This window comes from Cytobacillus massiliigabonensis (assembly GCF_900199725.1).
GTDB classification, from domain to species: domain Bacteria; phylum Bacillota; class Bacilli; order Bacillales; family Cytobacillaceae; genus Cytobacillus; species Cytobacillus massiliigabonensis.
In genome coordinates, this window is the sequence record NZ_LT904904.1 from 820,732 (window position 1) to 841,080 (window position 20,349).

Here is a 20,349-nt window from a genome sequence, read left to right on the forward strand (position 1 = left end):
GAAATGCCTAATAACAGTAATGGGATCAAAGTCTGCATCAAAATGGCAATAAACGGAGTGGCGATTTTATCGTGATGGCTGGATACCATTATATTTGGCAAAGACCAAAAGCTTGTTTAAATAAGCAGAATGCCAAGCGGCCAAACGATCGGTTTATAGTCAGTCAATTTCAGCCATTCTTCTATTCCTAATGCAGTCACATAGTAAAAGACAGTGATTTTTACGAACGAACCTAAAATCCATATAGCAATGATAATTGGCTCCAAATTTTCAATAAAATCACCTAGGTTAATTAGACGAGTAGCATTTAAAAATGGATAAAGAGTACCAGATATGGTTTGTCCTAAGGTGAAAAGAACAATTAAATTTACTGTTATAAATGTTAATAACACCATGAAGATAGTTAGGAGCCCCCATTTCATCCCATTATTTTGATCGGATAAAAATGGGAGAATAAATATAATGATAAAAAATTCGCCAAACCATACTTGAGGGATGATCGCTCCTTTTAAAGACGGAAAGATTCCATCCTCCATAATAGGAAGTAAATGACTTGGATTTAATTGAGGGAGCAATAAAAGAGTAATAATAAAAATAGAAAAGATAAAAACAGGAAAGAAGATTTGAGATACTCGCCCAATTACCTCTAATCCTCCAATCACTGTTAAAGCTGAAAGGATCGTAATAGAAATAATAATGACACTTATTGGCGTTTTAGGAAAATATACACCTAGTATAAAATCTGCGTAGCCCCGAATGATTTGCCCTGTAAAATTAACCAAAAAGCATACATAAACAAAACCTAAAAGTTTCCCAATGTAAAGTCCCGCTGTATGTTCACATACACGAAAAAAAGACTGCTGCGGGTAATGTTTATACAACCGCATTACGATAAATATGGTTAATAACCCAATGAGCGAGGCCCAGATGGGAGAGAGCCATAAATCTTGCTTTGCATACTTTGCAGTGATGGCAGGAACGGTAAAAACTGCTGAGGCCATAATTGTCAGATACATCATCATTCCCATTTGCAAAGAAGAAATCTTGCCCTTTTCCATTCCAATGCCTCCATTCAATAATGATTCAAAGTTGGTTGTAATTACTAAAGATTTTCCATGAAATCCCCAAACGGTTTAAATATGTATTCAAGCAGTGTTACTGGTCCTGGCAGGTTAGGAAGATCAAAAAGGGAAAGTGCTCCAACAACAGTTAGCAGCGTGAAAAAAGTGATTTTATCTTTTTTAGGGCAGTTTTTAATTTTTTTCCATTCAAAAATGACGATTAAAACAATAATTAGCAGGACGCAAAGGAATATTCCCCATTTCACTTCTTTTTCACCTCATCCTCAGGCACTCCGCTAGGTGCATTTGTATACCCTGGTCTGCGAATATAGGCAGCAACATCTATATTTACTTCTACTTGCGGGAATTTTTCATGCCAATGATTTTTCTCCTTTTTCCATTCTTTAGGATAATGCTTGTGGAATTCTGTAGCAAAATCAACTACATCCGTATGCAGCTCTGTTTGAAGTGATTTTAACGCTACTTCAATCCGATGTTTGATATTTTCTCCAAAGTCCTTTTCTAATCTATTAATGATCTTTGGATCCATGATATTAAGATTGGTTTCATTTTGGACTACATCACCCTCTGCTCGAACTTTGACTGTCATTTTCCATTGTCCATTTGTAATCTTGGGTACTAAATGAATATTTGATCGAACAGGGTTAAGTGATATTTTTCCCTCTTCATTCTTAGGTTTGAAGGTAATCGTGCTATCTTTCAACATATTTTTTATCCACATGATTCCACGTGTTTCATACTCCCCAATCGTGCCAATCATCTTGTCTTTAGAAAATATAGCAGACCCTGAAAGATAAGGAATTGTTTCATTTTCCATTTTTCCTTCGCTTGGCGGATAAATTTTTATAAGCGGAAGGACAGCAGATTGGGCAGCATTTGTCAGCATTACATCTAAATCCTTCATTGTTACTTGAAGTCCAATATTAAAATCCAATAGCTCTTTAAGTACCTCCCCTGAATACCGTTCCAAAGGAGGCATTAACTGCAGAACCTTTTCTGTGTCTGCTGTACTAACGAACATATACGCTCTGCCGCGCGGTTCAGGATGGCGCACTAAGTAATCAAGCTGTTGCTGAATTCCTTTTTCAGATAATCCCTGTCCAAAAATGAAGACTTTACATTGTCCCCAAAAGATCGTTCGAGGCAAAGCCATTTGGAGTTTAGAAACAGCATCCGCCATGTTAGTGCCAATCCCCGTCCTGATCAATGTCAAATCTCCGCCCCCTGACCCCATCCCGCCGCCGCCACTGAGAGCTCTGGGGATAAATACTTGAGCGGTAACTTTGATCAAATTGTCTTCCGTTTGATCAATGGCAGTTGCTGTTATGATAGCTATATCATTTACTTCGACACGATCCCAGCAACCGCTTAACAAAAGAATACATAGACAAAAAGAAAGATAGAGGAAAAAACGTTTCATTTGATATTTTCTCCTTTGCAAATAAGAATGAGGCTATTCCCCTCCTTTATTCGGATCAGGTTTTAAACCAGGAGATTGACGATACTTGTTGTAGTTGCCTGTAAGATGCGGACGTGTATTTAATTTCCACCAAGGTGACCTTATCAATGAATCTTGCAGTTCGTTTTTTTTCAATGGAGCTAAAGGACTTAGATAGGGTACTCCGAAAGAGCGAATGGTTGATAAATGAACAACGATTGCAATAATGCCCATCATAACTCCAAGCAGACCTAACGCCCCTGCCAAAAAAATAATAGGAAAGCGCAGGATTCGGAATCCGATTCCCATCGCATATCGGGGAATCATGAATGAGGCGATGCCAGTAATAGCTACCACAATAACCATTGGTGCGGATACAAGCCCCGCTTGGACGGCCGCCTGTCCAATAACTAATGCACCAACAATACTGACTGCAGCACCTACTTGCCTTGGCAATCGAATCCCTGCTTCTCTTAAGGCTTCAAAGGTAACCTCCATCATAAGAGCCTCTACAAGGGCAGGAAAGGGAACGGCTTCTCTTGAAGCAGCTACACTTAATAGGAGGGCTGTAGGGACCATTTCATGATGATAAGTTAGAATAGCAACATATAATGATGGCAGTAATAGGGAGATCAATAGAAATAAATAACGAAGCCAACGAATGGCGGTACTAACTAGAAAGCGCTGATAATAATCTTCATGTGATTGCAAAAGCGAAAAGAATGTCGTAGGGACAACTATTACAGATGGAGTCCCATCCACTAAGATAGCGGCCCTGCCTTCTAGCAAATTGGAACAAACAACATCCGGACGCTCTGTACTTAATATTTGTGGAAAAGGGGAGTAGGGATTGTCCTCTATTAATTCTTCAATATATCCACTTTCTAAAATGCCATCAATTTTTATCCGTTCTAAACGATTGTGAACCTCTTCAATAAGATTGGAATCTGCAAGTCCTTCTATGTAAGTAATAACCACCTTTGTTTTTGTAAACTCTCCAATCGTTAATTCCTGTATTTTGAGGGAAGGGCTTTTGATAATTCGCCGTAATTGGGATGTACTTACCCCAATTGTTTCCGTAAATCCTTCCCTTGGCCCTTTAATTCCTACTTCAGCAGAAGGCTCTTCAATGCCTCGCTTTTCCCATTTAGCTAAACAAAAGGAATAACCAATACTAATTCCATCACATAGCAGCAAGGGATTTCCTGTAGAAATAGAATCAACGCATTTGGAGAGGGTAGGAAGTTTTTGTATGTTGGTAACAGGAATTTTATTTTCGAGCATATTCATTATTTCGGTTGAATTTTCAACAGTAGTATTCATCAATGGATGAAGAATTTGTTCATCCGCTTCTTCGACATTCGCCATTCCATCGATATAGATGATATAGGCTGGAATGATTCCTCCAATTAAAAATGGCCGAATCACAACATCCGAGCAATTAGTATAAATCGAACGAAAATACTCGATATTTTCATCAATTTTATTTGACAGTGAAATTTGGATATCCAATGGTTCTGTTTGTGACTGATTTTTTCTTTTTCTAAGTAAATTTTTCACACGACGCACCAACCATATTTCCTCCTACAAAAAATCCCTTTTAATGACAGCCTTTTTTAGTTATCCCATAAATTCTTCCAAGTTATGCACTTGATTAAATAATGGAGAAATTTTGTGTGGAGAGGAATGGATAGTATAGAGTCAAAAAAAAACTGCAGATTTCTCTGCAGTTTTTTAATCCTATTTTACTTTTTAATCAAATCATACGTTACACACATCGGTTTTCCTGTTCTCGGATCACGGCTGATTTCTGCGTCGATATGAAATACTTTTTGCAATATATCCTTCTGCATAACTTCTTCACTTGTTCCTGCTTTAATAAGATTGCCATCTTTTAAGGCAATCATGTTATGGGAAAAACGGGCGGCATGGTTTAAGTCATGTAAAACCATGATAATGGTTCGATTTTGTGTTTCGTTTAAGTTTTTAAGGAGCTCGAGTACTTCTAATTGATGGGCCATGTCAAGATAGGTGGTAGGCTCATCTAAGAAGATAATTTCGGTTTCCTGTGCGAGTGCCATAGCAATCCATACACGCTGTCTTTGACCGCCTGAAAGGGAGTCTACCGTCCGAAATTTGTAATCAAATGTATTTGTTACTTGTAAAGCCCAATCAATGACTTCATAATCGGCAGGTGATAATTTTCCGAACCCTTTTTGATAGGGAAATCTTCCATATGAAACGAGCTCTCCTACCGTTAGACCAGATGCACTATCTTGGGTTTGCGGGAGTATAGCCATTTTTTGCGCCAGTTTTTTCGTGTTTTCCTTTGCAATGGATTGCCCGTCTAATAAGATACTACCTTTAGAATGGGGGATAATACGTGTAATGGCCTTTAGCAAAGTTGATTTTCCACAGCCGTTTGGACCGATGATAGTCGTAATTTCATTGCTAATAAACTGTATATTCATTTCGTTAACAATTATGTTTTCTTGATAGCCGACAGATAAATCTTTTGTTAATAGACGATTCATGCCAAAGCCTTCCTTCATGAATTCTTTTCATTCATTATTGAGTTGTATCTAAATTCATCTTATACTAGTTGATAATGAGAATCAATCATAAATAGACTTTAGGGAGTGCGACTGCACCATGGAAATATTTGATGTAACGATAATTGGCGGGGGACCAGCGGGATTGTATGCAGCTTTTTATAGCGGATTAAGAGAACTAAAAGTAAAAATTATTGAGGCACAGCCTTATTTTGGCGGGAAGATGCAATTATATCCAGATAAAGTGGTATGGGATGTTGGGGGGCAGCCACCTACTTTAGCTTGTAAGCTTGTTGATCAAATTATTCGCCAAGGCTTAACTTTTAATCCGACTCTCTGCCTGAATGAAAAAATAACAAGTATTGAAAAGCAGGAAGATGTATTTATTGCACGATCTGACAAAGGGGAACATTATTCTAAAACAATTATCCTGGCTATCGGCGGTGGAATATTCTCCCCGCAAAGACTGACGATATTTGAAAATCATCTGGAAAATGTGCATTACACTTTAAAGGCGCCAAGCTTTTATAAAGATAAAAGAATTGCCATTTCTGGTAAAGGAATTTCGGTATTTGATTGGGCAAATGCATTGGCGGATGTTGCGCAAAAGGTAACGATTATTATTTCAGAAGGGAAGGAAAAAATTCCCTCAGAGCTTTTAACACAATTAACGGAGAAAGCGGTAGACATTTTTGATTACTCTGCGATTACCCATGCTGAAATAAATGATAGCAGTCGTATAATAGCGTTACAATGCGAGAGTAAGGAAAAAAGCACAACACATCAAGTGGATGAAGTGCTGATTAATTTAGGCTATGACAGGGATTTTACCTTACTTAGAAACTGCCAGCTTCCGATACAAACAGTAGAAAATAGCTATATTGATGGGCTGCCAAACGGGACAACCTCTGTGCCTGGGTTATTTGCGATAGGTGATATTATTAAGCATGACGCAAAACTAAATTTAATCACCGGTGCCTTTCAAGATGCAGCCAATACAGTAAATGAATTGACACAATTTATCGATCCAAAGGCACGCAAAACAGCAATGGTCTCGACTCACAATACTGTTTTTAAGGAGCGAAACAAAGAGATCCGCCGAAAACTAAACTAATATTATTCATGCAAGAAATCGCCAATGGTATACATGTTCATTACGTTATTCGTTCGAATAAAACCCATTCACATGTAAACCATTGGCTTTTTTTAGAAAAAACACAAATAAAGGGCTATCACAATGAATGTGATAGCCCTTTTATCGATTATTTTACGATGCTTTTTAAAATGTTATCGATCATTTGTTCATTTGCAATAGCACCAGTGTACAGCCAGCTTTCATCAGGAGAAAATTCATATACATTTCCTTCCTTCACTGCAGGAACACTTTTCCATAATGCATCGCTTAAGGAAGCAGAACCGCTCGCAGCATCACTGTTAATAAGGAATAGGTGATCTGCATCAAGTTCAACTAACTTTTCTAAAGAAATCGCATTCCAGTTGCTTTCGCCGCTAGCTGAAATTTCTTTCACCACTTCTGGCACCTTTAATCCTAAATCCTCATACATAACTGCACCGCTTGATAAGTTTTCACTCACGACGAAGAATTTTCCGCCTACGAGCCAAATAGCTGCAACAGAAGGATTACCAACTTTATCTTCTATTTCTTTCTTTGCTTCCGCAGCCTTTGTTTCGTAATTTTCTAATACCTTCTTGGCTTCATCTTCCTTGCCAAATACTTCACCTACACGCAGAAGCTCATCTCGCCAGTCATTGTTTACCTCTGTACCGATTACATATGTAGGAGCAATTTTGCTATATTGTTCGTATTTTCCGCCTTCAACCATACTCGCAGAATCCATAATAATTAAATCTGGTGAAAGCTCTTGAACCGCTTCAAATGGAAGGTCATGAGGAATCGTTGGGATATCCTTTAAATCCCCTTGTAAATAGCCCTGAATGCTTGCTCCATCATTTACACTCCATTGTGCCACAGGCTTGATGCCTAATGCGACTAAATTATCTTCTAGATACGATGCAAGTACACGTTCAGGATTAGCTGGAATAACGACTTCATTTCCCATCGCATCTGTTAATGTCCGTTCAGCTGCAGCTTCTTTATTTTTATCTTGCTGCTCCGTTTTTTCTTGAGAGGATTGATCCGTGCTCTTGTCAGCATTTCCGCAAGCTGTAAGTGACAATGCAACAAGTCCAGCACCCATTAACTGAATGAATTTCTTTTTAGTTAGTATATTACTCATTGGAATCCTCCTAAAATTATGTTAAAATACAATTGTTAATTATTAATTGATAACGATTATCGCTTTCAATTAAAATATAAAACCATCAACTTGTCAATAATATATATGAATTAAATGTGGACAATATTTGAAGGAAGAAGTTTACTTATTATGAGTCATAGAGAAAAAAAACATACTGAATTCGTTGAAAATAGGATACATAGTAACCGGTTATTTGGATCGCTCATCCTATTGGGCGGTTCTATTTTGCTGTTATTTTCAGTCATTGCATCCATTCATTTTGGTGCAGCAGATCTTAGCTATCAATCGGTTTGGAACGCGTTGTTTCATTTTGACAGTGAAAATTCCTCACATGTCATCATTCGTGAATTACGGCTTCCACGTGCGATTGCAGCTGTAATAGTTGGTGCAGCGCTGGCAGCTTCAGGTGCGATTATGCAGGGAATGACGAGAAATCCGCTTGCTGACCCCTCAATCATGGGTGTTACATCAGGATCCTCGTTTCTGATTGCCATTGCCTTTGCTTTTCTGCCAGCGATTTCATATTCAGGCTTAATTTCCTTTTCATTTATTGGAGCAGGTCTTGGTGCTGCTTTGGTGTTTGGGATTTCTTCCTTATCTAAAGGGGGAGTAACTCCTGTAAAGCTTGCTCTTGCCGGTTCAGCCATCGCTTCTCTGCTTAGTGCGCTATCAACAGCTATTGGTATTAAATTCAATGTGTCGAAGGATATTAGTTACTGGTATGCAGGTGGTGTATCAGGCGTACAAATGCAGCAATTAATGTATGTCCTTCCTTTTGTGGCCGGCGGATTAATCCTAGCATTACTCATCTCTCGTTCGATCTCGATTTTAAGCTTAGGTGAGGAGATTGCTAAAGGTTTAGGACAGAATACACGACTCATAAAATTATTAGGAACGATTGTTGTGTTATTTCTAACAGGGGCAGCTGTTTCAATTGCAGGAATGATTGGATTTGTTGGCCTTGTTATCCCGCATATTACCCGTTTTATAGTCGGGGTGGATTACCGATGGATTATCCCTTGCTCAGCTATTCTTGGGGGGATTTTGTTAATTGTTGCCGATATTGTCGGACGGATGGTAAATGCTCCTTTTGAAACACCAGTCGGTGCGGTAACTGCATTAATCGGTGTGCCGTTCTTCCTTTACTTAGCCCGTAAAGAAGGGAGAGGTCTATAATGCATTTATCGAAAAATCAGCATAAATTTAAAATCCTTATGATTGTAACAAGCATTTTAATAGTCATTGTTTTTCTTCTTAGTATAAATGCAGGGTATCTTAAAATTCCCATGAATGAGGTGTTTGCTGCACTCGTTGGTCAAGGGACACCGAATAATGAACTGACGATATTCGATTTCCGCCTCCCTAGAATTATTATGGCCCTTCTAGTTGGGATGGGAATTGCTGTCTCAGGCGCGATTCTCCAAGGTGTTTCACAAAATCCGCTTGCAGATCCGGGCATTCTTGGCATCAATTCAGGTGCAGGATTTGCAGTTGTATTGTATATGTTTTTCTTTCAAGGAACCGCATTTTTTACAGGGATGCTTTCAATCTTTATCATGCCGCTGACAGCCTTGGCTGGGGCGTTTCTTGCTGCGTTATTGATTTACTTGCTCTCTTGGAAAAATGGATCAGTGACGCCTGTTCGCCTACTATTAGTTGGAATCGGAATCAATGCTGCCTTTGGTGCAGGTCTGATCATTTTCCAAATGAAAATGGATTCGATTGATTTTATGAAAGCGATCATATGGATTTCAGGGACGATTTGGGGAACGAATTGGACCTATGTATGGGCGCTACTGCCTTGGCTGCTTATTCTTATTCCATTTGCTTTGTATAAAGCTCGATTTTTAGATGTCTTGCGCTTAGGTGATCCTGTGGCAATAGGGGTTGGCGTTCGGATTGAGAAGGAAAGAGTGATCTTGCTTCTTGTCGCTGTTGCATTAGCAGGAGCCAGTGTATCAGTCGGGGGAGGTATTACTTTCCTAGGTTTAATTGCCCCGCATATTGCAAGGCGCCTTATTGGCGCAAGACATACAAAGATTATCCCGCTAACTGCGGCAATTGGTGCATTATTGCTGCTCACAGCTGATACGCTTGGGAGAGTCGTTATGGCACCAATGGAATTGCCGGTCGGCTTAGTTGTATCTATCTTAGGTGCACCATATTTCATTTATTTATTAGTAAAAACAGTGTGAAACGTTCAGAAAGGGAGCTTTCTGAACGTTTTTCTTGTGCAATTTTGTCGAAAAATCGATATAATTGAAATTTCGCAGATATCATTACTGATTTCGTAGATAAAATGAATTTTTCGTAGATATAAACTCAAATGTCGCAGATATCTTTATTTTTCAGGAAAATGATAGAAGGAATTTTGCTTAGAATGGCGAATCTATTATTCGAAATTACAATAGGAGTGGTAAAATGATCGTCAAGCCCCGCAAAATTCCTCTTTCAATACGAAAACTTGAAGCACTGATACGCAGGCTTCCACCTTATCATCCAAAAATCCCCTTAATTTCTGAGGAACTTAATAAAAAAATGGCAGGTTATAAAGGTGAGAGCTCTCTCGACTTTTATTTGGGATTTCTTGACCCGAAACAATACTTTATTTTTCATGATCTGCGTTTAAAGGAAGACTCCCGTTTCTTTCAAATCGATATACTAATCGTAACTAAGAGCTATCTTTTAATCATAGAAGTAAAAAATATAGCTGGTACGATCCATTTTGATCCTTTATTCAATCAATTAATTAGAATAAAAGAAGGAAAGGAAATAGCTTTTCCAGATCCCCTGTTACAAGTAAAACGCCATGAGCTACAATTGAAAAAATGGCTCAGAAAAAATGGATTAAGTGAAATGCCAATCCACTCTTTCGTTGTGATTAGCCATCCGCAAACAGTAATTCGCACAACTCCCGAAAACAGCCTGCTTAGCCAGAAAGTTATGCACCGCGAAGCTCTCCCCTCAAGAATCATTCAGTTCGAAAATTCCCTTCATACATGTATTTCCGAAAAAGAATTGAAAAAGGCAATACGCATCATAAAAAAACAGCATACAGAATTAGATACCTCTATTATGGATAAATACAATATAAGAAAGGATGAACTAATAAAGGGAGTCTTATGCAAAAATTGTCTGCATCTCCCTATGGAAAGACAGCATGGCACATGGTTTTGTTTAGGCTGCCTGGAGAAATGCAGTCATGCACATAAAGCTGCATTAAACGATTATAGACTCTTGATTAGCAAGAACATAACGAATAGCCAGCTTAGAGACTTTTTAGAAATTAAATCAGCAGCGACTGCAACTAGAATTCTGCATTCAATGAATATTCCTTATTCGGGGATGAATAAGGGGAGAGTGTATCAGCTAGACTTTTTTGACGAATAAAAAAGCTGCACCCCAATTGTTAGTTTTATTTAACGATTGGGATGCAGTTTCAACATAGTTTAATTAATGCGCTGTCTCTTTCTTGCTATCCTTATCCTTCTCAAACAAAATAATTAACCCAGGCAATAAAACACCTCTAACTAAGAATGTATCTAGCAGAATCCCCACCGCAACAATGAAGCCGAAGACAAATAACAATTGAACAGGCTGTGTCATGAGAACAGCGAAGGTTGCAGCAAGGATAATTCCTGCTGAGGAAATCACTCCGCCTGTGTTGGCAACGGCAATTTCTACAGCTTCTTTGACAGAATGGTTTCTTCGTTCCTCTTGGAATCTTGAAATTAAAATAATATTATAGTCAATTCCAAGTGCTATTAAGAAAACAAAAGCATAAAGCGGAACTCGGTTACTGATGGTGTCGATATCAAAGATTAAATTCGTTAAGAACATGCCTAAGCCCAAGGCAGCAAGGAAGGAAACAAGAATCGTTCCCATCATGTAAATCGGCATCTTAATTGATTTCGTTAAGACAATTAGCATGATAAAGATTAAAATGGTTTCCAGCAGGACGATCAGAAGGACATCCTTATTATTAACAGACCGGTCATCTACTTTCGTGGCTGTTTCTCCTGAGAAATATAGTTCTCCGTTAAGATGGCTGTCTGCAACAATCTGATCTGCGTCTGCAATAATTGTTTCCAATGCATCGATTGTTTCAACTGAATATGGACTTTCTTTAAAGGTCAGGCTGTAATTAATTGCCTTATTATCACCAGTTATCCCATTTATTCGAACATTGCTGACAAGCGGCTGATCCATAAGTGCATCTTTTAATGCTTCTTGCTGCTCAGCGATTATTTCATCCTTTGCTTCGAATAATACGGTTGTCGGTGCTAAATCGCCCTTTTCAAACTTTTCCTCTAAAATTTCATACCCCATCCGTGATTGCATATCCTCAGGGAATGACTTCATTGTATCGAATTCATATTTCAGGTTAAACATATTGCTTGCAGATAAAAGGAGAAAGGCTCCAATAACTACAACGGATAATCCAGGTTTTTTCACGACAAAACGCCCGATTTTACTCCAGATGGAATTCGTTTTAACTTTAGCATCCCCTACTTGCGGAATTTTTGGCCAGAAGGACTTTCTTCCGAACAGGGTAAACAATGCTGGAACAAGGGTAATAGACGCCAGCATGATAATCGCCATGGTTGTTGCAAAGGTCGGTGCAAAGTTGCGATAATCTCCCAATCCTGCAAAGAATAATACAAGCATGGCAGCTAAAACAGTTCCCCCAGAGAAGAAGACAGGCATACCCGTTTCTCTCATCGCAGCTTTCATTGAACTGAATTTATCATCATGCTCCTTTAGCTCTTCACGATAACGGGAAAAGACAAATAGCGAATAATCAATGACAGCAGCAAATAAAAGAATCGATGCAATGGATATCGTTTGATTACTAATATCTAATCCTGCTTTTCCCATTAAGCCAAGTGTCTGCATAACAATCTCATAAACAAAGACAGCTGCAAGAAGCGGGATTAGCGCTAACAATGGCGAACGGTAGATGACAATTAGAAGGATGAGAATCAATCCTACTGTTGATAAGATCAGGACAACATCTGCTCTGGAAAATAAATCTAGCGAATCTGTGGCAATTCCTGCTGGTCCTGTCACATATAACGTTAAATTAGATGATTCCTTAACAATCTCCTGAATAGGTTCTAATGAAGCTTTTAGTTCTTTTGTCTCTAAGGAAGAGTCAAAGGTTAATGGAATAAGAGCCGTTGTCTTATCTTCTGAAAAAAATCCAGCTGCAGCCTGAGGAGGCAAAGCGGATAAAGGAATCACTTGCTCGACGCCTTCAATATGTTCACTCTCTATTTTATCTAAGAGCTCAGCCAGCTCTGGAAGTTTCACTTCTCCTTCATTAGACTGAAAGACAAGAATAGCTGGAGTGCCATCATTGTCTTTAAAGTACTCATCTACCTTGGTTTGTGCAATAACAGATTGAGCATCTTCTGGCAGGGAAGCAACCCTTGAAACTTCATAATCCTTTACGCTTGGGGCGAAAACGGCAAGCAAAATTGTGGCTGCTAACCAAATAGATAAAGTGATCCACATTCCTTTTTTCGTTGTGACACGGTCAGTAATGGACTGTAAAATTGCTTTCATATGTTTACTCCTTTCATATGTCTATATAAAAAGGTGACAGTTGTGTCACTTTGGTGAAAATAAAAAGTCACGATTGTCACTGTCATTATCTTTTAAAAGTGACACAAGTGTCAATTAATTATTTGTGAACATTCCGTGACTGATAATTTCTTTAATAGATGCAACCCATTCAGCATGTGGAATCCCGAAATGATTCGGAATGGCAATGGTTTGAAAAATAAAACCGAGAATTAACCCATCAGCAATATGTGCTTTTAAATTCTTCTCTTTTTTACCTAGCTTAATAAAACTCTGCAAGTGTTTATACATATCCAAATGGAGTTTATCTAAATGCTCTTTATTTTCTCTAACCTTATTATTCACATTTACAGGAATTTGCACTGCAATTTTTATCAGCTGCTGAACCTCTGGCATGTCAAAAATAAGGTTCATAAGAAAATCAAACTGTGCTTCAAATCCTTGACAGTGCTCAATTTTTTGTAAATCAGCTAAAAATTGGTTCAATTCAGCAATCATATAGTCAGTAATTAACTCTTCTTTATTTTCGTAGTACTTATATAATGCCCCTCTAGAAACATTTAATTGATCTGCCAGCAAACTAAAGGTAAATCCTTCATAGCCATGTTTAAGAAGAAGCGCTTTTGCTGATGAAAATAACTCATCCATTGAAAATTTCCGCTCACGTGCCACTTGCTCACCTCCATACTCATTTTATTGAAATATTGTAGATACACAATCGTATTGTATCTTGTTTCCAATAAATTTTGCAAAGTTAGAAAAGATTCAACAGGAAGCATATAAATATGGATGACTAAATTTACCATAAATTCAAAATAATATTGACTAAGCATAGTGCTTCATAAGATAATAATACTCATGAGTAATATAAAACATTTACAGCATGGAGATGTCATTAATGGGTCAAAGAGGGAGAAAAAAGGGATCAAATGGAGAACAGAGCAGAGCACTTCTGCTAAGTATCGCTGCAAATGAGTTTGCAGAGTATGGCTACCATGATACAATGATTAGTTCTATTGTAAAAAGAGCTGGTTTGACTCAGCCAACCTTCTATTTATATTTTCAAAATAAAGAAGCGATTTTTCGAGAATTAGTCGAATTGTTTAGAGAGAACTTGCTTAGCCTTACAAGGAAAAGCCGTCTGGACCCTGGAATCGAATTAGCCTCTTTATCTGAACGGATTGCATACGGTTTAGCAGGAATTTTTTCATTCTTCAAGGAAAATCCTGATTTAACGAAAATCGGATTCTATGAATCTGACATTGCCGAAGAGATGAAAAGGGAACTTGCCATACAGATTGAAGAAAATCTTACATCAGAAGTACAAAATGGCTACTTTAGTCCGGAAATTGATATGTGCATTTTTGCAGAAAGTCTTGTTGGAATCATTGAACGTTTGACTGTTACTAAATTATTACCCGGTTTAAAGGAACCGAATAGACTTGCTGAAGAGATTGTTGATATATTCTTGAATGGAATTATAAACAAGAATAGCTTAGGAAAACGATCATAGGGGTTGAGAGTTAGATGGATTCGATGAAGAACGTGCAGCATAAAGAGCTAGACAAAGAATGGATTGCTCTTATTCTTCAGGCGAAACAGCTGGGTCTTACTGCGAAGGAAGTACGGGCATTTATTACTCAAGGAACAGAATCAAAGTTTATGAAGAAATAGAACACAATTTACCCATTTTTTTGTAAAATGATAGATGTTCTATGACAAAGTATAAAGGGCGGTAAATGTATGAGATTCAAAAGAGATGAAGGCTTTCGTTTTTCATTTGGCACACCACTACCTGTTTTCTTTACGATCGATGAAATGAACGGAATGGTTGGAACGTCAGAAGGGGAGGCAAAGCTGATTGATTTAAGTCCAAATGGGATGAAATTAAACATTCCGTTTGATATCCTGATGTCAAATCGAGAGGATGTAAAGATTACTGTCAGATTCAAATTATCTCAATTAGAACACTGCATTAAAGGGAAAGTCATGTGGAAGAAAAACGCAATCAATAGCTTCTTCTATGGCATTCATTTTTTAATGGATGAACTTGAGAGAGAAGAAATGATTAGAGATCTAAAGGAATTTGCAAAACGGCAATATAGTAAAAACAATTCTCCTTATTAAATATATAACAGCAAATCCTCCTATCTCTAAAGTTACAGGGGGATTTGCTGTTTCAGTCCTTCACAGACGACCTCTATATTCAATTCATTCTCCGAAGATGCAATAGCCTGATCATTCGAACCGTTTTTACTGAAAAGACTATATCAGTACTTAGATATTATTTGCTTTGATTCTTTATATGCCAGGGAATTTCTAGTGTGTTTTTTGGTAATAAAACACCAATTGTCTAACTAAAAGGAATCCTATATGATGAATGCGGTGAAATATAAGGGGTGGTTTAGTGACATACATAGGACTTTATAATGAAGAACTTGTCCTTTTATCAATATTCATTGCAATTATTTCTTCATATGCTTCATTTAATATCTTCTCCAGAATCCCCTTATCAAAGGGGAATAATCAGGTATTTTGGTTATTGACGGGTTCTTATATACTGGGTTTGGGAATATGGACAACCCACTTTATTGGGATGCTTAGCTATGACATGCATGCGCCAGTTACTTACCATTTAAAGCTGAATGCATTCACATTGCTTTTAGGAATGGCTGTTTCTCTCATTTGTTTTTATATTGCTATACATTCAGAAAGGAAATTTTCTTCTCTTTTCATTAGTACATTAATCCTTGGAATTGGAATCATTGTTATACACTATATCGGCATGAAATCCATGCATACGAATGTAGATATAAGCTATAAGTCTTTATTTATTATTTTATCCATGCTTATCGCTTTAGTAGCATCAGGGGCTGCCTTATTTTTATTCTTTCATAAAAAAATGAACAATCATAAGGTGTTAAAGCTTTCAGCTAGTTCTTTTATATTAGGAAGCGGGATAGTAGGTACTCATTACACGGCGATGCAGGCTATCACGCTAAACGGGACCTCATTATCATATAAAGACGAGAATATGACACATTTTGATCAAGCACCCTATCAAATTTCAACAGAAGCTTTAGGCTATGGGCTAGCTATTGCTGTCATCGTAATTATCATTGCGGTCATTTCTTTAGCTTTTCTGGATAAAAATAAAGCGGAAAGACTGCATAAGCTTTCAAATGCTCACTATAAATCACTTGTTGAACACAATCCGAATTTGGTGTTTAGTGTGGATGTAAATGGTGTTATTACGAATGTAAATGCAAAAGGGATAGAGATGCTTGAGGAAAGCAAAGAGCAAATTTTATTTAGAAATCTATTTTCCTATTTTAATGATAATGATAGAGAGAAGGTAGAGCATAAATTTTATCAACTGCAGGATAAGAATCAAAACGATTTTGAAGCACTGATCAAAAATGGAAAAGGCAAATGGATTCCAATTGCTATAACCTTTGTTCCGATTATTGTAGATAAAAAACTCATCGGAATATTTGTGGTGGCAAGGGATAATACAGAATTAATTGAATACAAGGAACAGATGAAGAAGGCTCAAAGGGAATTAGTTGACACGATAAAGAAACAGCAAGGATTGACTTTTAAATTTGTTAAACTTGAAAATCGTTTTATTCATACATTATGTGATGGGGAATTGCTTTATAGAGTAGGGTTAACTCCAGAGAAGGTGATTGGAAAGGAACTGCATCATTTTCTTTCGGTAAAAGAGGCTGAAAAAAGTCTGCAGGCATATAAGAAAGCTTGGGATGGGGAAATTACTAAGTTTGAGACAAAAACAAATGGGATTGACTATTATATTTATTTAAGTCCTGTATTTCGAGATGGTGAAGTAATCGAAGTGATTGGTTCTGGAATGGATATAACAGAGCGAAAAAGGGCAGAGCAAATTCAGCGAGACAATGAAAAATGGTATCGAAATATACTAAATATGATGAGTGAGGCAGTGGTCGTCTATGGGGCAGACGATCGGCATATTGGTTTAAATGATAGTGTTTATCAAATATTTAATATGCAAAAAGAGGAATTACAAAAACAAACGATTTACGAGCATACTCTTTCCCTCGTCAAGGAGGATGGCTCTCCTTTAGCTAATGAAGAGATTCCAATTCGTATGACACTTGAAACAGGCAAAACAATTGCAGGAGAAATTATTGGGATCAAAAAAGAGAATCGAATAAACTGGTATTCCATCAATACAAAACTTATTAACCCAGCAGATGGAAAGGATATTCCGAGGGTTCTGATGACGATGTCAGATATCTCTGCACTAAAAAAACAGCAAATTAAATTAAGAGAGTCTCAGGCTTTACGAAAGACTCTTATCGATAGTTTGCCGATAGGTGTTTTAGTGGTTGATAATGATTGGAATATAGCAGCTCTGAACCGGCCGTTATGCCAAATATTTAAGATTGAGGAGCCAATACAGAATATTATTGGTAATAGCCAATCATCTTTCTATCAATATATCCTTTCAAAAGTGAAGCATAATGAGGAGAATATTGATGATATGTTATCTAATGGGCTACCGGTTATTGATGAAATTGAAGTGAACGATAACCGAATGATTAAAAGAAGTTATTTTCCTTTTATCATGGATGAAGAAATTAAGGGGCATTTATGGACATTTGAAGATATTACGGAACGGAAATTAATGGAACAAGGATTAATTAAGGCAAAGGAGGAAGCAATTAAGGCTAATTTAGCAAAATCTGAATTTCTTTCAAAAATGAGTCATGAGCTACGCACACCATTAAATGGTATATTAGGGTTTTCCAAATTATTGGAAATAGACGAACTGCTGGGTGAACAGCAGCAAAAGTTTGTTAAGGAAATTTTAAAGGGCGGAAGACATCTATTAGATTTAATTAATGAAATATTAGACCTTTCAAGAATCGAAGCAGGAAAATTTAAAATTACAAATGAAACAGTCAATTTAACTGTGCTGATTGATGATTGTCTAAATTTATTAGTACCAGCAGCCAATAAAAAAGGCATTAAAATCAGGAAAATTCATGATTGTGATGGCAGATATGTGTTTATAGATGAAGTTCGCTTTAGACAGATCCTATTAAACTTATTAGAAAATGCAATAAAATATAATAATGAAAATGGGAGAATTACAATATCATGTGAATATAATGAAGGACTTCTAATTATTCACGTAATCGATAATGGGATTGGCATTCCGAAAGAGGAGCAGCAGCGAATCTTTGAGCCTTTTTACCGCTTAGACCATAATTATACAATTGAAGGAGCGGGTATCGGTCTTGCGCTTGTTAAACAGCTTGTTGATTTAATGGGTGGAAAAATGGGTGTTCATAGTCAAGTGGGCGAAGGCAGTGATTTTTGGTTTAGCCTCCCAATTGAAAAAACAGGCATGATTGAATTAAAGATTGGCTCTGATTTTCAATACAAATCCCTAAAAAAAGATGAAAACTATCAAATTCTATATATTGAAGATAATTCCTCTAATCGGGAGCTTGTATCTGAAATTCTATTGAACGAACAAGGAATTACTTTATTCACAGCTGAAACGGGCAAAAAGGGACTGGAATTTGCTTATAAAAATGAGTTAGATTTAATCCTATTGGACATTCATCTCCCTGATATGAATGGACTTGATGTGTTGGACAAGCTAATGGCAAATCCTAATACAAATCACATTCCAGTTATAGCTTTAAGTTCAAATGCGATGCTAAATGATATTCGTAAAGCAATGGATAAAGGAGCTAAGGAGTATATAACAAAGCCTATTCAAGTGTCTACATTTCTTGAGACGATTTCAAAATATTTATAAGTGGACAAATAATATAAAAACGCTAGGTGCACATAAATACTAATGTGTACCTAGCGTTTTAATTTATGGATTTACACTCTCTGCATGGCTAGCTTGTCGAGCGTGAATTCTTTTGTATCTTCGCTCAATACTTATTGCACTTCGATTCATTAACATTCCGATTTCTTTGTATTTATACCCTTGAGACCGTAATTCTAAAAGTCTGTGATCTTCTTTAGTTGTCCATGTTTGATACGTTCTTCTCTTCGTTATGCATTTATCCTTTGTTCGTTCTTCTGCCACCCAGTCAGGTTCAGGCAGAAGAGTTTGTGGCTCTATATTTGAAAATTGTACTTTCTCTTTATGAAGGGCAGCCCAATTCCAAAAATCAGTGGGGTCAATAAAACAAAACTTTCTGGATTGCCTTGTAATCTTCTGGGAAAAAGGCAAACCGTGTTTTTTTGTCCACCCTCTTACAATAGCCCGATCTTCTTTTAATATTGCCGCTAATTCCCCTATTGTAACAAGACCTGTATGCTGTCTCGTATTGGATAATTTTAACCTTGTCATCTTTACACGAACAGATTCATATGAACGCTCTAGCTTTTGGGCAATGGTTGATACTTTATACATTCCGATGTTATCTTCTAGAAAAAGGAGTTCATCATCTGACCAAACCTTTCGCACGTAATAGCCTCCTAATTTAGATAGTTTCTGGTTTTCCTAGTAAATAGCCTTGAGCAAAAGAGATGTTCAAGGCTATTGCCTGAGCTAAATCTTTATTTTTCTCCACCCCTTCTAAAATCAGCTCCATTCTTTGCTTTGAATATTGAAGCAGCAGGGTAACCATTTGCTGCTTTTCCTTCGATTTATGCAGATTACTTGCAAAGTAACGATCAAGCTTAATAAAATGAGGGGAAAACTCAATAATTTTGCGTAAAGATGCTCCGCCTTTTCCAATGTCATCTATGGCAATACGAAAGCCATAATCTTTAAAAACTGCTATTTTCTCTTTAAATTGAGAAAGCTCCCAAATGGATTCTTCTTTATCTGTTTCACTTAGCTCAAAGACGATCTTTTTTTCAATTTGGGGGTAGTTCTCTTGCAGTAGTTGAATAAAGTGTTCAAAGTTTTCGTGAAGAATTGTCGAGGGATAGATATTAATAAACAACAGTTCTTCTTGAAAGCGATCGATAGGGAAGCTCTCTATTGCATGTATAATCGCCTTAGTGTCTAATTCATATAAACAGCCGTTTTCTCTTGCTAATTCAAATGCTTTTTCGATATTCCCGCTGAAAACTCCATTTGGAAATCTTAGAAGTGCTTCATAAGCAAATACCTTCCAGTTATTTAAGTTCCACATTGGCTGATATACAATTTCAATGATCTGATCTTCTATTCGTGTTAACCTATCGATACTCATTTATATCCCTCTATTTCCAATGCTCTTCTTATTGTTAAATAATATAATTAATGTAACTTTTATCCCGAATTCTGTCGAACGCTTTAAAGGCATGAAGTGTCGTTTATAGGGTCGTTTGGACTATTTTTAAGGCAGATTAAAACGATTTTAAGACATTTCACGACAAAATACTTTAATGGTGGTTAAAAATACCTA

The 20,349-nt window shown here is 37.1% G+C and carries 18 protein-coding genes; 8 read left to right on the forward strand and 10 right to left on the reverse strand.

Annotated elements, in window-relative coordinates; all coding sequences use genetic code 11:
- Nucleotides 1–116: 116 nt before the first annotated feature.
- The 5 genes from C1726_RS15020 to C1726_RS15040 all read right to left on the reverse strand — a co-directional run bounded on the left by C1726_RS15020 (nt 117) and on the right by C1726_RS15040 (nt 5,054).
- Nucleotides 117–1,058 (reverse strand): GerAB/ArcD/ProY family transporter, encoded by a 942-nt coding sequence (locus C1726_RS15020; protein ID WP_102273906.1) that lies wholly within the window; start codon nt 1,056–1,058, stop codon nt 117–119.
- Between the two features lie 44 nt (nt 1,059–1,102).
- Nucleotides 1,103–1,327, reverse strand: coding sequence for a hypothetical protein (locus C1726_RS15025; protein ID WP_102273907.1), 225 nt, complete (start codon nt 1,325–1,327; stop codon nt 1,103–1,105).
- Nucleotides 1,324–2,502, reverse strand: coding sequence for a Ger(x)C family spore germination protein (locus C1726_RS15030; RefSeq protein ID WP_102273908.1), 1,179 nt, complete (start codon nt 2,500–2,502; stop codon nt 1,324–1,326). The genes C1726_RS15025 and C1726_RS15030 overlap by 4 nt, the downstream gene beginning before the upstream one ends.
- A gap of 33 nt (nt 2,503–2,535) precedes the next feature.
- Entirely contained in the window at nt 2,536–4,080 is a 1,545-nt protein-coding gene (locus tag C1726_RS15035) for a spore germination protein (RefSeq protein ID WP_235822863.1), read from the reverse strand.
- A 185-nt stretch (nt 4,081–4,265) separates the two neighbouring features.
- A complete protein-coding gene (locus tag C1726_RS15040; protein WP_102273910.1) occupies nt 4,266–5,054 on the reverse strand; it encodes an ABC transporter ATP-binding protein in 789 nt (262 codons plus the stop codon).
- 118 nt (nt 5,055–5,172) lie between these two features.
- On the opposite strand from C1726_RS15040, the gene C1726_RS15045 reads away from it, so the two are divergent.
- Nucleotides 5,173–6,186, forward strand: a complete 1,014-nt coding sequence (locus C1726_RS15045) for an NAD(P)/FAD-dependent oxidoreductase (RefSeq protein ID WP_102273911.1) — start codon at nt 5,173–5,175, stop codon at nt 6,184–6,186.
- A 148-nt stretch (nt 6,187–6,334) separates the two neighbouring features.
- Here C1726_RS15045 and C1726_RS15050 read toward each other — a convergent pair whose 3' ends face one another.
- Nucleotides 6,335–7,330, reverse strand: a complete 996-nt coding sequence (locus C1726_RS15050; protein ID WP_102273912.1) for an iron-hydroxamate ABC transporter substrate-binding protein — start codon at nt 7,328–7,330, stop codon at nt 6,335–6,337.
- A 150-nt stretch (nt 7,331–7,480) separates the two neighbouring features.
- On the opposite strand from C1726_RS15050, the gene C1726_RS15055 reads away from it, so the two are divergent.
- The 3 genes from C1726_RS15055 to C1726_RS15065 all read left to right on the forward strand — a co-directional run bounded on the left by C1726_RS15055 (nt 7,481) and on the right by C1726_RS15065 (nt 10,741).
- Nucleotides 7,481–8,527, forward strand: a complete 1,047-nt coding sequence (locus tag C1726_RS15055; protein ID WP_102273913.1) for a FecCD family ABC transporter permease — start codon at nt 7,481–7,483, stop codon at nt 8,525–8,527.
- Nucleotides 8,527–9,546, forward strand: coding sequence for a FecCD family ABC transporter permease (locus tag C1726_RS15060; protein ID WP_102273914.1), 1,020 nt, complete (start codon nt 8,527–8,529; stop codon nt 9,544–9,546). Before C1726_RS15055 ends, C1726_RS15060 begins: the two co-directional genes overlap by 1 nt.
- A gap of 226 nt (nt 9,547–9,772) precedes the next feature.
- Nucleotides 9,773–10,741, forward strand: a complete 969-nt coding sequence (locus C1726_RS15065; RefSeq protein WP_102273915.1) for a nuclease-related domain-containing protein — start codon at nt 9,773–9,775, stop codon at nt 10,739–10,741.
- Between the two features lie 63 nt (nt 10,742–10,804).
- Here C1726_RS15065 and C1726_RS15070 read toward each other — a convergent pair whose 3' ends face one another.
- A complete protein-coding gene (locus C1726_RS15070; RefSeq protein WP_102273916.1) occupies nt 10,805–12,919 on the reverse strand; it encodes an MMPL family transporter in 2,115 nt (704 codons plus the stop codon).
- Between the two features lie 114 nt (nt 12,920–13,033).
- The gene (locus tag C1726_RS15075) at nt 13,034–13,609 is read right to left on the reverse strand and encodes a TetR/AcrR family transcriptional regulator (RefSeq protein WP_102273917.1); all 576 of its coding nucleotides are present in this window, start codon (nt 13,607–13,609) and stop codon (nt 13,034–13,036) included.
- A gap of 226 nt (nt 13,610–13,835) precedes the next feature.
- Between C1726_RS15075 and C1726_RS15080 the strand changes: the two genes are divergently transcribed.
- The 4 genes from C1726_RS15080 to C1726_RS15095 all read left to right on the forward strand — a co-directional run bounded on the left by C1726_RS15080 (nt 13,836) and on the right by C1726_RS15095 (nt 18,752).
- On the forward strand, nt 13,836–14,450 hold the full coding sequence (locus C1726_RS15080; RefSeq protein ID WP_102273918.1) for a TetR/AcrR family transcriptional regulator: 615 nt from the start codon (nt 13,836–13,838) through the stop codon (nt 14,448–14,450).
- 14 nt (nt 14,451–14,464) lie between these two features.
- Nucleotides 14,465–14,611 (forward strand): anti-repressor SinI family protein, encoded by a 147-nt coding sequence (locus tag C1726_RS15085; RefSeq protein ID WP_102273919.1) that lies wholly within the window; start codon nt 14,465–14,467, stop codon nt 14,609–14,611.
- A gap of 69 nt (nt 14,612–14,680) precedes the next feature.
- A complete protein-coding gene (locus C1726_RS15090; protein ID WP_102273920.1) occupies nt 14,681–15,064 on the forward strand; it encodes a PilZ domain-containing protein in 384 nt (127 codons plus the stop codon).
- Between the two features lie 280 nt (nt 15,065–15,344).
- Nucleotides 15,345–18,752: an MHYT domain-containing protein gene (locus C1726_RS15095; protein ID WP_102273921.1), complete on the forward strand. Its 3,408-nt coding sequence runs from the start codon at nt 15,345–15,347 to the stop codon at nt 18,750–18,752.
- 63 nt (nt 18,753–18,815) lie between these two features.
- On the opposite strand, the gene C1726_RS15100 is transcribed toward C1726_RS15095, so the two are convergent.
- Both C1726_RS15100 and C1726_RS15105 read right to left on the reverse strand, forming a co-directional pair.
- Nucleotides 18,816–19,418: a DNA-binding protein gene (locus C1726_RS15100; protein ID WP_102273922.1), complete on the reverse strand. Its 603-nt coding sequence runs from the start codon at nt 19,416–19,418 to the stop codon at nt 18,816–18,818.
- A gap of 16 nt (nt 19,419–19,434) precedes the next feature.
- The gene (locus tag C1726_RS15105) at nt 19,435–20,154 is read right to left on the reverse strand and encodes an EAL domain-containing protein (RefSeq protein ID WP_102273923.1); all 720 of its coding nucleotides are present in this window, start codon (nt 20,152–20,154) and stop codon (nt 19,435–19,437) included.
- Nucleotides 20,155–20,349 lie beyond the last annotated feature (195 nt).